Below are 13,921 nucleotides of genomic sequence, written 5' to 3'. Positions count from 1 at the left end.
ATAATTAAATGAAAAAGTTAGATCAATCAAATTGGAATAGAAAAGAACATTTCGATTTTTTTAAACAGTTTAAAGAGCCTTTTTTTGGTTTGGTTACAGAAATAGATTGTACACAAGCCTATAAAATTTCTAAAGAAAATAAGTATTCCTTTTTTTCATATTATCTACATAAATCGATACAAGCGGTTAATTTAATAGAGGAATTTAAGTATCGTATTATTGATGACGAAATCATTATTCATGAAACTATAGATGCTTCCCCAACCATTGGTCGTACCGATGGAACTTTTGGATTTTCATATGTTCCTTTTAGTGATGCTTTTAATGTGTTTGATGCATCGCTTAAAAAAGAAATTGATCGAGTTCAAAGCTCAAATGGCTTGGGCATGAATGAAAACGAGTCAAAAAAAAATGTTGTTTATTATTCATCAATACCTTGGAATACGTTTTCCAGCTTAACACACGCAACAAATTTTATTCCAGGCGATAGCATACCTAGAATTACCTTCGGAAAAATGTTTCAGCGGGATGATAAAAGTTTAATGAATATTGCTATTTATGTGCATCATGGGCTAGCGGATGGATTTCATATTTCAAAATATTTAGCGTTGTATCAAAAATTAATGAACGGAGAAAGTTAAAAATTTTATGAAAAAGTTTTTTAAATATATACTATTAATCATTGTTTTAGTGATTGCATATTTTGCATTCACAACCTATCCAAAGTTAGATTTGGTAAGCGGTTTTTCTTCTAAGAGTGTGGCTTCACATTTATTTATAGCTAATCGTTCGCAAGCTTTTACTGAAGCTGAAGATAATAACATTCCTTCTATTGGTTTAGCTACGAATGAGGTAAATTTAAATGGTAATTATGTACTTTCTAATGCCTTCGGAATAAAAGAAAGAAAAGCTTTATATAGAGAAGGATTAGGAGCAGTTTTATTACCAGAAGATGCTTCCGAAGAAAATTTATTTAAAGAAATACCTTTCAGAAATAAAACAAAATCAAACCTGCCTTTTCCCTATGGAAACTTAGCTCAAAAAGATACCGTTTTTGAAAATGTAGATTATACTTTACTAAAGAAAAGTGTTCATGAAGCTTTTGTAGATAAAGAAGAAGAAATACAAAAAACACGTTCTGTATTAGTGGTTTATAAAGATCAAATTATTGCTGAAGAATATGCTGATGATTTTAATAAAGAGTCAGTGATGCTAGGATGGTCGATGACAAAGAGTATTACAAGTGCTGTTTTAGGTGTTTTAGAAAAACAGGAGAAAGTTCAGTTAGAACAAACTAATTTGTTTCCAGAATGGAAGGATGATGAAAGAGCAAGTGTTAGTCTGAAAAACTTATTGAATATGAATAGTGGCTTGGCGTGGGAAGAAGATTACTCAATAATATGTGACGTTACAAGGATGCTTTTCTTAACGCCAGATATGAGTGAGATTCAGAAAGCAAAATTATTAGAAGGTGAATCAAATAATTCATGGAATTATTCAAGTGGAACAACTAATTTATTAAGTGGATTTATACGAGATCAATTTAATTCTCAACAAGAATATTTAGATTTTTGGTACCAAGAGTTAATTGATAAAATTGGAATGCATTCCATGATTTTAGAAACAGACTTTACCGGAAACTATGTGGGAAGCTCTTATGGTTGGGCTACGACAAGAGATTGGGCGAAATTTGGGTTACTGTATTTACATGAAGGGAATTGGGCTGGTGAACAAATCATCAACAAGTCATGGGTAGATTTTACAAAAGAACCAACGCAAGGTTCTGATGGGGTATATGGAGGTCATTTTTGGTTAAATGCGGGCGAAAAATTTCCAGATGTACCTAAAGACATGTATTCTTGTAATGGTTTTCAAGGACAGTATGTTTTTATCATTCCTTCAAAAGACTTGGTAGTGGTTCGAACTGGTTTAAAACCCAATCCAGATTTTAATGTGAATCAATTTTTAAGAGGAATTATTTCAAGTATTCAATAAGTTTTAAAATAGTATCTTGCTCCTTTATTAAGTGAATTAAAAAATAAAATATGAAGAATTTTTACATTTTAGTTGTTGCATTATTAAGTGTTAGTGCCTATGCTCAAACAGTTACAGCTACAATAGGATATCAAGGATATGATGAAACTCAAGAATATTTTGGGCAGGGTGAATATGAGATATTTTTAGATAATGTGGACGGAGTTTTAGATAAACCAATTTTAGTATTAGATGGTTACGATCCAGGTGATGCTAGAGATATTCCTGCTTTATATGGAATTTTAAATTTTGCTGGAGGAAATTTAGCAGATATTTTAAGAGATCAAGGGTTTGATATCGTGATAATGAATTCTCCTCAATATTCAACAGATGGATTAGATGTAGATGGAGGTTCAGATTATATTCAAAGAAATGCAATGGTTTTTGCTGAACTAATTCAAACGATTAATGCGCAAAAAGTGGGAGGTGAAGAATTAGTAGTGATTGGACCAAGCATGGGTGGGTTAATTTCAAGATATGCATTATCATACATGGAGCAAAATTCTATTGCACATGATACGCGCTTGTTTATTTCATTTGATTCACCACATTTAGGAGCTAATATTCCTATTAGCTTTCAATATTTATTAAATTATATAGCTGAAGCTGAGGATAATGCTGATGCACAATTAATTGTAAGCAGTTTATTAAATACACCCGCAGCAAAAGAAATGTTAGTAGACCATTATCTTGGGCATTTACTTGCTGGTTCAACATACGAACAAGATCCTTCTATATTATTGCCAACTGGAGCGCCAAATTTTAGAGATGCTTTTCAAGCTGAATTAGATGGATTAGGTTTCCCTATTAATGTTAGAAATGTAAGTATGATTAATGGGAGTGGAACCTCAATGATGACTGGTGCTCCAAGCACAGCGATTCTTGAAACTACACTAGATTTAGGAAGTTTTACTACCGTAGATTTAGATTTATATTTCACGCCAGCTGCAGGCCAAACAGATCAAGTTACTGGATTTCAGTCTTATTTTTTAGGAATTCCAATTAGTTCATTTATTGCCGTCGCACAATCTCCAGCTGCAAGTGCTGGTTATGATAGTGCTCCAGGAGGGACAACGGGTTTAGTTGATGGAATCGACCCTGGTGATAACCCAATAATTATAGCTTTGTTAGAAGCCATTGAACAAGATACTTTTTCGTTTATTCCAACTATTAGTTCGTTGGCAATTGATAATGAGGATGATTTATATGTAAGTCCAGACATTGGAGGAATTCATACCTCTCCATTTGTGAATACATATATTCCAGACGAAAATCAGATGCATATAACCTTAAATGAATTTAATGTAGAGTTTGCTTTGGAAGAAATTTTAGATGGGACTATAGGGGTTAATGATTTTACTTTAGCTAATAAATATATCCTTGCTGAAAACCCAGTTAGTAATTATATATATTTAAAACTGAATTCTTCTTTAGAGTATCGAAATGTTGAAATATCAATATATTCAATGACAGGTCAGCAATTACAACAGTTAACCTACAGCGAATTGCAAAATGATATTGCTATAGAGCATACCTTATCTTCTGGAATGTATATTTTAAATATTACGGATGCTGAAGTTTCTAAAGCAATAAAGTTTATTGTTAAGTAGTTTTTTTATCTGTGATGATAAGGCTCATTTTTTAAAATGGTAAACCCTCTATACAATTGTTCAATAAAAAATAAACGAACCATTTGATGAGAAAATGTCATCGATGAAAGTGATATTTTTCCATTAGATCGAATGTAAATATCTTCACTAAAACCATAAGGTCCGCCAATAACAAACACTACGTTTTTTATACCGCTGTTCATTTTCTTCTGAAGAAATTCAGAAAATCCTATAGAACTGTAGGCTTTTCCATTTTCATCTAATAATACTAAAGTGTCTGAGGTCGATATGCGTTTCAGAATTTCATTTCCTTCAGCCTGTTTTTGCTGACTTTCAGAAAGATTTTTTACGTTTTTTATATCAGGAATAACCGTAAAGGTAAAAGAAACATAAAAATTTAAACGTTTAGTGTACTCTTCAATAAGTTGATCGATTTGTTTCTGATCGGTTTTACCAATGGCTAGTAATGTAATCTTCATCTAATATAATTTCAGAAGCAAAAATACAAATAATGTGACATCTTCTTTAATTAATAGCGCTTTCCCTTTCGGACTCTTTTATCTTTTCCTTAATTTAGCTAAAAAGTATAAGCATGATTTCAGAAGCAAAATTTAATAAAGAAATAGATCTTATTATTGTTAATGCTATTCGGGAAGACGTTGGAGCAGGAGATCATAGTACTTTAGCGAGTATTCCAGAAGATGCTCAGGGCAAAGCAAAGTTATTAGTAAAAGATGAAGGGATCATTGCTGGAATTGATTTTGCTCGTCAAGTTTTCGAATTTGTAGATCCAGGGTTACAAATGGATATTAAAATAAACGATGGAAGCAGTGTCTCTTATGGGGATATTTGTTTTTATGTTTCTGGGAATTCACAATCTATTTTAAAAGCAGAACGATTAGTACTTAATGCAATGCAGCGTATGAGTGCAATAGCAACAAAAACAAATAAGTATGTTCAATTATTAAAAGGTACGAAAACAAAAATACTTGACACCCGAAAAACAACTCCTGGCGCAAGAGCTATTGAAAAATGGGCTGTTAAAATTGGAGGTGGCGAAAATCATAGATTTGCATTATATGACATGATTATGCTAAAAGATAATCATATAGATTTTTGTGGCGGAATTACAAAAGCAATTGAACAATCAAAACAATATTTAAAAGACAATTATTTAAATTTAAAAATTATTGTCGAAGCACGTAACCTTTCAGAAATAGAAGAAATTTTACAATCAGATGGTGTATATAGAATATTAATTGATAATTTCAATTATGAAGATACTCGTAAAGCTGTAGAAATGATTGGAGATAAATGCTTAACTGAATCTAGTGGCGGAATTACTTTGGATACAGCTAGACAATATGCAGAATGTGGAGTTGATTATATTTCGAGTGGCGCATTAATACATTCAGTACATAATATGGATTTAAGTCTGAAAGCAATATAAAGAGTGCATGTTGAAGATTTTAATATTTAACGGAAAAGTTTATAGCGAACAGCATGTGACCTATGAAAAAACAATAAGAAAAAACACATGAAAGGAGTCGAAAAGATACTTTTAAAGATTCCAGTGATTAGGCAAATAATTTTAATTTGTAAAAAAATAAAATTACCTGGCTTTGGAGGGTTGTCATTATTCGATTTAATTAAAAGTTATGTTTTTGGGATAATCGAAGGTACTTTTTCGACCAGAGCTGGATCGATTGCCTTTAGCTTTTTTATGGCGTTATTTCCATTTTTACTTTTTTTGCTGAATTTAATACCATTTGTACCTATTGAAAATTTTAACGAAACGTTTCTGTTATTTATTGAAGGGATATTACCTCCCCAAACAACCGAATTCTTTTTGCCTATCATAGAAGATATTGCTGCTAACCCTAGAGGAGGACTACTTTCAGTAGTTTTTATAATTGCAATTTTTTTAATGTCTAATGGGATTAATGCCATTTTTAGTGGTTTTGAATATTCCTATCATGTGACCATTAACAGGAATTTTATAAAACAATATTTTGTAGCATTAGTAGTCTCTGTTTTTCTAGCTTTAATGTTATTAGTAACAGTGATAATCATTGTATATAGTGAATATATTATCGGGTCCTTAAAAAGTGAAGATTTTATTAGTAATGATTTCTTTTGGATTTCTACCATACGATATATCATTTTTGTTGTACTAGTTTATATGGTAATCGCTATTCTATATTATTATGGGATTAAAGAAGGAAAAAGCATTCGATTTTTCTCTATTGGTGCCTTAGTGACCACTTTAATGTTTATGTTGACTACCTATTTATTTGGAATTTATATTGAAAATTTTTCAAATTATAATGAACTATATGGTTCCATTGGAGCTTTGTTAATTATGATGCTTTACATTTGGATTAATTCAAATTTATTGCTGCTTGGATTTGAACTAAATGCTACCTTAAAGACTTTAAAAAATCGAAAATGTTGACCTTTTGTATTTTATAGATGCACTTCTACCAATTCCTTTACAGCAAGCCTTTACATATCACGTGTCAGAGGAACAAGCCCACTTGCTTGAAATTGGAATGCGTGTTGCAATCCCTTTTGGTAAAACAAAAATATATACTGGTATTGTTATTAAAGTTCATAAAGATCCACCACCAGCGTATGAAACAAAATCGATCGATCAGATATTAGATAATGCTCCTTTAGTTAACTTGTTTCAATTAAAACATTGGCAGTGGATTGCTTCGTATTATATGTGTACGATGGGCGAGGTAATGCGTGCTGCCTTGCCAAATGCATTTTTACTTGAAAGTGAAACCATTATCGCACTAGTTTCAAAAGAACCTAGAGATGATACAAAGTTTAGCGATGATGAATTTTTAGTATACGAGGCTTTATTACATCAATCTTCTTTGCACATCAATGATATACGCTCTATTCTAGATAGAAAAAATGTAGTTCTTGTTATTCAGAAATTATTAGAACAAGGTATTATTGAAGTTCAAGAAGAAATATATGAAAAATACACTCCAAAACTAAAAAGATACATTAAGCTTTCTGTAGAATTTACTTCAGAAGAAAAATTAAAAGAGCTTATTGAAACACTTACGAGAGCTCCAAAACAAAGGCAGGTATTAATGACTTTGTTTATGTTATCGGTACAGGATAAAAAACCTGTAGAGTCTTTGTTTCTTCAGCAAAAGAGTGAAGTAACAGCCTCTGTGATTAAAACATTGATTGATAAAGGAATATTAGAAGCGTATTTTATACAAAAAGATAGAATTGAATACACAGGGGATGCTGCTTCTGAAATAAAAGCATTAAGTGAAGATCAAGAAATTGCTTTTAATGAAATAAAGGATTCGTTTAAAACTAAAGATATAACATTGCTGCATGGGGTGACTTCAAGTGGAAAAACAGAAGTCTATGTTCAGTTAATAAAAGAACTAATTTCAGAAGGGAAGCAAATTTTATATATGCTTCCTGAAATTGCTTTAACAACACAGTTAATTGGCAGATTGCAAAAATACTTTGGTGAAAGTATTTCAGTATATCATTCTAAGTATTCAGTAAATGAACGTGTTGAAGTATGGAAAAACGTTCTAGAGAATAAACAAAAAGCACAAATTGTAATAGGCGCAAGGTCTTCTTTGTTTTTACCTTTTAATAATTTAGGATTAATCATTGTTGATGAAGAACATGAAACTACTTTTAAGCAATATAATCCAGCACCCAGATATCATGCACGCGATAGTGCCATTGTTTTAGCAAAACTTCATGGAACAAAAATATTGATGGGTTCTGCGACTCCATCATTGGAAAGTTTTATTAATAGCAAAGAAGGAAAGTATGGATTAGTAACGCTAAATAAACGGTATGGGAATGTCTTAATGCCAGAGATAGAACTGGTAGATATTAAAGAGAAGCATCGTAAAAAACAAATGAAAGATCATTTTAGCGATCGATTATTAGAAGAAATACAGGAGGCTCTTGACAATAAAGAACAAGTTATTTTATTTCAGAATAGACGTGGTTATTCTCCTGTGGTTGAATGTTCTACTTGTGGAGTATCTCCACAATGTCCTAATTGTGATGTTAGTTTAACATATCATCAATATAAAAATCAACTACGATGTCATTATTGTGGACATCATATGGCTATGTTGATTTCCTGTATGGCTTGTCACAGTGATACTCTAGACACAAAAGGATTTGGCACCGAACAAATTGAGGTCGAATTAAAAGAGCTATTCCCAGAATACTCTATTGCAAGGATGGACCAAGATACCATGCGTAAAAAACATGCGTATGCCAAAATAATTGAAGCATTAGAGGAACAAAAAATCGATATTTTAGTAGGTACTCAAATGTTAGCTAAAGGCTTAGATTTTAGAAATATAAGCTTAGTGGGAGTTTTAAATGCAGATAACTTATTAAATTTTCCAGACTTTAGAGCACATGAACGAAGCTTTCAATTATTACAACAAGTTTCAGGTAGGGCAGGGCGAACCAAAAAAAGAGGAAAGGTATTGATACAAACTTTTAATCCCTATCATCAAATTTTACAACAAGTAAGCATTAATGATTATAAAGGGATGTTTGAACAACAATTGGAAGAACGTCATCAATATAATTATCCACCACATTTTCGAACGATAAAAATTACTTTTAAAGACCGTAATTATGCAAAAATGCAAAAAGGCGCATTATGGTATACGCAAGCATTAAAAATGAATTTGACAGAAAATGTTTTAGGACCCGAAGCTCCTTCAGTTGGAAGAGTTCGAAATTTATTTATTACGCATGTATTAATTAAGATTCCAAAAGGTCAATCATTAACAAAAACAAAATTGTTTATGAATAAGGTAGACCGAAGTTTTAAACTAATAAAAGAATTTTCCAGTATTAGAACTATAATAGATGTAGATAATTATTAGATTATCGTTGCATAGTAGCAGAAAGAGCTGCAACTAATTCTGTTTTTCTATTTCTACTTAGTGGTAATTGTTCATTGTCTAATTCAATTACTTTACTATTGTAACGTTCTACTTTATCAAGATTTACAATATAAGATTTGTGAATTCTTAAAAAACGTTCTTTTGGTAGTAAAGCTTCAAATGCTTTCATTGTTGAAAGTACGACTAAAGCATCATGTTCAGTAACTAGTTTTACGTAATCTCCTAGTGCTTCAATATATCTTAGTTCGTTCAGAAATACTTTTCTCTTTTTAAGGTTACTTTTTACAAATATGAAATCTTCATCATCAAAACCATCTTCATTTTTCATTTTAAAGTTGGTAATTGCTTTATGTACAGCATTTAAAAAGCGCTCTTTAGAAATAGGCTTTCTTAAATAATCAACAGCATCATAATCGAATGCTTTAAAGGCATATTTAGTTTTACCTGTAACAAAAATGATTTGAGGCTTTAGCGTTAAATCATCTAATAAGTCAAAACCAGATAAGATAGGCATCTCTATATCTAAAAAGATTAAATCTACATCAGTGGAAGTTAAACCCATTTTAGCCTCAATAGCATTATTGTATTCAGCAATAAGATTTAAAGATGGATGATTTTCTATTAATTTAACAATAGAAAGTCTTTGCAATGTTGAATCGTCAACAATAGCACATTTTAAGATTGGTTTATCCACAATTTTAGATTTTTTATCTATAGCAATTATAGTCAAAATATCGATGAATGACAAGTTTTTTTAACTTTTATCGAAAAACTAGCTATACTTTTAAGGAATTGTAAGGAATATGTAGGAAAAAAATATTCAATTATTTAGGATTGAGATATGATAAATAATTAGTATTTTTGCACGCTCTTGGCAAGAAGCTAAGAATTAAATTAATAAATTAAAATAGATTTTATGAATCATTATGAAACTGTTTTCATCTTAAATCCCGTTTTGTCTGAAGAACAGATAAAGGAAACAGTAAAGAAATACGAAGACAATCTTATTTCTAAAGGTGCTAAGATGATATCCAAAGAAGATTGGGGGCTAAAAAAATTAGCTTACGCGATCCAACACAAAAAAAGTGGTTTCTACCATTTATTTGAATTCACTGTTCCAGGTGAAGCTATCAACGAATTAGAAGTTGAATTTAGAAGAGATGAACGTATCATGCGTTTTCTTACTGTAAGCTTAGATAAACATGCAATTTCATGGGCCGAAAGAAGAAGAGTGCGTAACAAAAAAACTGCATAAGCTATGGGATCTATAGAACAACAAGCAAAAGGAAAAAAAGGTGGTGAGATAAGATATCTTACTCCACTTAATATAGAAACAAACAAGGCAAAGAAATATTGCATGTTTAAAAAATCTGGAATCAAATATGTTGATTATAAAGATTCAGATTTTTTAATGAGGTTTATTAACGAACAAGGTAAAATTTTACCAAGACGTTTAACTGGAACTTCTTTAAAATACCAACGTAAAGTTGCTGTAGCAGTAAAAAGAGCACGTCATTTGGCATTAATGCCATATGTGGCTGATTTATTAAAATAAAAAGTAGATAGGAATATGGAACTTATATTAAAAACAGACGTAGAAAATCTTGGTTTTACAGATGACCTAGTTACTGTGAAAAATGGATTTGGAAGAAACTTTTTAATCCCTCAAGGATTAGCAGTTTTAGCAACCCCATCTACTAAGAAAGTATTAAATGAAACTTTAAAACAAAGAGCATTTAAAGAAAAGAAGATCATTGGAGATGCACAGAAAGAAGCAGATAAGCTTAACGGTTTAGAAATTAAAATTGCTTCTAAAGCTGGAGAAGGAGATAAATTATTTGGATCTATTAATAATGCAAACCTTGCAAACTCTCTTGAAAAAGAAGGAGTTGTAATTGATAAGAAATTTATTTCTATTGCAGGTGGTATTATTAAACGTACAGGACAATATGAAGCAACAATTCGTTTTCATAGAGAAGTTATTTCAAACTTCACTTTCGATGTAGTGGCTGAAAAGAAATAGTTTTTCACCACAATATAATAAGAAGCCTTAACAATTGTTAAGGCTTCTTTTATTTACAACCATTTCTAAATAAACAACATTATTGGTTATTAGAGTTTTAGTTAACATTTGTTGTTAATAAAAAAATTTAATAAGGTCCTTTAATTTAATTACATTTATAGAAACCAAAACAAATTAATAACCAATGAAAATATTCAAAAATTTACTTTGTGCGGCACTTTTCATTTTTAGTATAACAAGTGCTTCAGGACAAGTTACAACATCTAGTATAAGAGGGGTTGTTGTGGATACTAATAATGAACCTTTTTCAGGAGCTAATATTGTTGCTGTACATACACCATCAGGAACAAAGTATGGATCTATCACTAATTTTGATGGACGTTATAATCTTTTAAACATGAGAGTTGGTGGGCCTTATTCATTCACCGTTAGTTACTTAGGTTATAAGAGTCAAACCTTTGATAATATTCAACTAACCTTAGGTAAAACCTATAATCTAGATGTTACGATGTCTGAAGATAGTGAAGAACTAGAAGCAGTTGTAATTACTGCTACGAGAGATCCTGGTACTTTTGGGACTGATCGTACAGGTGCTGAAACTAATGTTGGAAGACGCGAACTTACAAGACTCCCTTCTATATCCAGATCCGCTGCAGATTTTACACGTTTAGATCCTTCAGCAAGTAATGGTTCATTTGGTGGTAGAAATGATCAATTCAATAACTTTTCATTAGATGGAGCTATTTTCACTAATCCATTTGGATTGGATGCTGCCACACCAGGAGGACAAACCGATGCTCAGCCAGTTTCCTTAGATGCTATTGATCAAATACAGATCTCTACGGCACCTTACGATGTTAGGCAATCTGGCTTTACAGGAGCTGCGGTTAATGCTGTTACAAAAAGTGGAACGAATAATTTTCATGGAACTTTTTATGGATTTTATAGAAATGAAGACTTTACAGGAAGTAAAGTAAAAGGAGATGACGTTTTTGTACCTAAATTAAGTCAAACACAATTTGGAGCTAGTTTCGGTGGACCAATTGTAAAAAATAAATTATTCTTCTTTGCAAATTTTGAAAAAGATGATAGAGAAGATCTTGGACAATCATGGTTACCAAATAGAGGTACTGGCGATATAAGTGAATCACGTGTTTCTGAAAGTGATTTAATTATGGTTAGAGATGCCTTGTTGGGTGTAGGTTATGATCCAGGAGCTTATGAAGGATTTACCCATGAAACTAAATCAACTAAAGGGATCTTTAAATTAGATTGGAATATTAACGATAATAATCAATTAGCGATTATTTATAACTTTTTAGATGCTTCAAAAGATAAACCTGCACATCCAACTGCTTTAGGTTTTAGAGGACCAAGTGCTTCAACCTTACAATTTCAAAATGCAGGCTATCAAATAAATAATAAATTACAGTCCATTCAAATGGAATTAAATTCTTCTTTGGAAGGAAATGTTTCAAATAAATTTCAAATGGGATATACGCATTTCAATGATTTCAGAAATCCGTTTTCAACTCCAGCACCTTCTATTACAATAACAAAAGATGGTTCAAATTATATTATCGCAGGGCATGAACCTTTCTCTATTAATAATCAATTAGATCAAAAAGTTTTTCAAATGTCTGATAATTTGAGTTTTTTCCAAGGAAACCATACCTATACGGTAGGTGTTTCGTACGAAAAATTTGAATTTGATAATTCATTCAATCTTGGAGTATATGGAGCACAAGGGGTGTTTTTCCCAACGTCAAGTATTGAAGAATTTCAAGGACTAGCTGATTCAGGAGCTTTACAAGGTATGTTCGATGATGCTATGTCTTCTCATGCTTCTATTTCAAGTCAAGACGGTTGGGCTATGGCTGAAACCAATGTAGGTCAATTAGCGTTTTATACACAAGATGAATGGAATGTAAGTGATATTTTTAAATTAACTTATGGAATTCGTTTCGATAAACCATTATATTTTGATACTTCTAACAAAGCACAAAATGTAATAGACAATGCTTGTTGTAATGTTCCCACTATACCTTACGTGAATCCAAATACAGGAGAAACTGTTTTTATAGACAATACAAAAATGCCAACAAATCAATGGTTAATTTCTCCAAGAGTTGGATTTAATTATGATGTAAAAGGCAACAGTACACTCCAAATCCGTGGAGGGACAGGAGTATTTACAGGACGTTTGCCATTTGTGTGGATTGGAAATCAAATAGCTAATCCGGAGGTATTTTTCTTAAATGCTGTGGACCCAGATTTTAAATTTCCACAAGTATGGAGAACCAATATTGGTACAGATTATAAATTTGAAAATGGACTAATCCTTACAGGAGATGTTTCCTATACAAAAGATATCAATGGAGCTCATGTTCAAAATTGGGGATTATTACCACCTTCAGGAACATTAGGAGGAGTTGATAATAGACCTATTTATACTTCAGATGATATAATTAATAATGCCTATGTGTTTACAAATTCAGACAAAGGAAGAATTTGGAATGCTTCAATAAAAGCTCAAAAAACATTTGGGGAAGGGTATTATACAATGCTTGCTTATAATTATTTAAATTCTAAAGACGTTAACTCAATTGAAGCTGAAATCACAGGAGATGCTTTTGCTTTTAATGCTGCTTTAGGAAATGTAAATAATGATCAATTAAGTTATTCTAAATATGGTAATACGCATAGAATTATTGGGGTAGCAAGTAAGCAATGGAAATATGGAAATGGTTCTTGGGCTAGTACAATTTCTACCTTCTTTGAATATGCTCGAGGGGGACGATTTAATTATACTTATGGAGGAGATATTAATGGAGACGGTTCTAATTTAAATGATTTGCTATATATTCCAACTGCTGGTGAAATTAGTCAAATGCAATTTTCTGGAGAAGGACAAGCTGATGCTTTCAATACCTATATTGAACAAGATGATTACTTGAGTGATCGTAGAGGACAATATGCGGAACGTTATGGCGCTATTGCTCCTTGGAGAGGGAAATGGGATTTAAAGTTCTTACAAGATTATAATTTCAAAGTGTCTGAAAATAAAACACATACTATTCAATTTAGTATTGATATTTTAAATGTCGGAAATTTAATTAGTTCTGAATGGGGGTTAACACAACAGCCAAATAATGTACAGCCTATTGGTGTTGCAGTTGATGCTGAAACTAGCTCACCTATTTATACATTCGATCCTAATTTAACTGAAACATTTGGTTATGACTCTACCTTATTATCTAGATGGCAAATGCAATTCGGTTTACGTTATATTTTCTAGATTTTAATTTAAATTATTTATAAAT

Annotated in this window: 12 protein-coding genes; 10 read left to right on the top strand and 2 right to left on the bottom strand. The window is 31.5% G+C overall.

Annotated elements, in window-relative coordinates:
* Positions 1 to 8: 8 nt before the first annotated feature.
* The 3 genes from ABXT64_RS00585 to ABXT64_RS00575 are packed head-to-tail and all read left to right on the top strand — an operon-like array spanning position 9 to position 3,644.
* Positions 9 to 641 carry a CatA-like O-acetyltransferase gene (locus ABXT64_RS00585; protein WP_443633449.1) on the top strand — a complete coding sequence of 211 codons (633 nt, stop codon included), beginning with the start codon at positions 9 to 11 and terminating at the stop codon, positions 639 to 641.
* Between the two features lie 7 nt (positions 642 to 648).
* Entirely contained in the window at positions 649 to 1,995 is a 1,347-nt protein-coding gene (locus ABXT64_RS00580; protein WP_443633448.1) for a serine hydrolase domain-containing protein, read from the top strand.
* Between the two features lie 50 nt (positions 1,996 to 2,045).
* Positions 2,046 to 3,644, top strand: coding sequence for a T9SS type A sorting domain-containing protein (locus ABXT64_RS00575; protein ID WP_443633447.1), 1,599 nt, complete (start codon positions 2,046 to 2,048; stop codon positions 3,642 to 3,644).
* A gap of 5 nt (positions 3,645 to 3,649) precedes the next feature.
* Here ABXT64_RS00575 and rlmH read toward each other — a convergent pair whose 3' ends face one another.
* Positions 3,650 to 4,123 carry a 23S rRNA (pseudouridine(1915)-N(3))-methyltransferase RlmH gene (gene rlmH / locus ABXT64_RS00570; protein WP_443633446.1) on the bottom strand — a complete coding sequence of 158 codons (474 nt, stop codon included), beginning with the start codon at positions 4,121 to 4,123 and terminating at the stop codon, positions 3,650 to 3,652.
* 113 nt (positions 4,124 to 4,236) lie between these two features.
* Here rlmH and nadC point away from each other — a divergent pair, with 113 nt between their 5' ends.
* The 3 genes from nadC to priA all read left to right on the top strand — a co-directional run bounded on the left by nadC (position 4,237) and on the right by priA (position 8,554).
* Positions 4,237 to 5,094: a carboxylating nicotinate-nucleotide diphosphorylase gene (gene nadC, locus ABXT64_RS00565; RefSeq protein WP_443633445.1), complete on the top strand. Its 858-nt coding sequence runs from the start codon at positions 4,237 to 4,239 to the stop codon at positions 5,092 to 5,094.
* An 87-nt stretch (positions 5,095 to 5,181) separates the two neighbouring features.
* Positions 5,182 to 6,099 (top strand): YihY/virulence factor BrkB family protein, encoded by a 918-nt coding sequence (locus ABXT64_RS00560; RefSeq protein WP_443633444.1) that lies wholly within the window; start codon positions 5,182 to 5,184, stop codon positions 6,097 to 6,099.
* Positions 6,100 to 6,103: 4 nt separating this feature from the next.
* Complete coding sequence (priA, locus tag ABXT64_RS00555) at positions 6,104 to 8,554, top strand: replication restart helicase PriA (RefSeq protein ID WP_443633443.1); 2,451 nt, start codon at positions 6,104 to 6,106, stop codon at positions 8,552 to 8,554.
* Between the two features lies 1 nt (position 8,555).
* Here the strand turns inward: priA and ABXT64_RS00550 are convergent, their stop codons facing one another.
* A complete protein-coding gene (locus ABXT64_RS00550) occupies positions 8,556 to 9,272 on the bottom strand; it encodes a LytR/AlgR family response regulator transcription factor (protein WP_443634892.1) in 717 nt (238 codons plus the stop codon).
* 219 nt (positions 9,273 to 9,491) lie between these two features.
* Here ABXT64_RS00550 and rpsF point away from each other — a divergent pair, with 219 nt between their 5' ends.
* From rpsF to ABXT64_RS00530, 4 genes are all read left to right on the top strand, one after another.
* Entirely contained in the window at positions 9,492 to 9,830 is a 339-nt protein-coding gene (gene rpsF / locus ABXT64_RS00545; protein WP_443633442.1) for a 30S ribosomal protein S6, read from the top strand.
* A gap of 3 nt (positions 9,831 to 9,833) precedes the next feature.
* Complete coding sequence (gene rpsR, locus ABXT64_RS00540) at positions 9,834 to 10,130, top strand: 30S ribosomal protein S18 (protein WP_443633441.1); 297 nt, start codon at positions 9,834 to 9,836, stop codon at positions 10,128 to 10,130.
* A gap of 15 nt (positions 10,131 to 10,145) precedes the next feature.
* The gene (gene rplI / locus ABXT64_RS00535; protein WP_443633440.1) at positions 10,146 to 10,598 is read left to right on the top strand and encodes a 50S ribosomal protein L9; all 453 of its coding nucleotides are present in this window, start codon (positions 10,146 to 10,148) and stop codon (positions 10,596 to 10,598) included.
* A 184-nt stretch (positions 10,599 to 10,782) separates the two neighbouring features.
* Entirely contained in the window at positions 10,783 to 13,896 is a 3,114-nt protein-coding gene (locus tag ABXT64_RS00530; protein WP_443633439.1) for a TonB-dependent receptor, read from the top strand.
* Positions 13,897 to 13,921 lie beyond the last annotated feature (25 nt).

The sequence above is a fragment of the Candidatus Marifrigoribacter sp. Uisw_064 genome (genome assembly GCF_047730175.1).
In the GTDB taxonomy this organism is placed as follows: Bacteria; Bacteroidota; Bacteroidia; order Flavobacteriales; family Flavobacteriaceae; genus Marifrigoribacter.
This window is presented reverse-complemented; position numbering and strand designations above follow the sequence as displayed.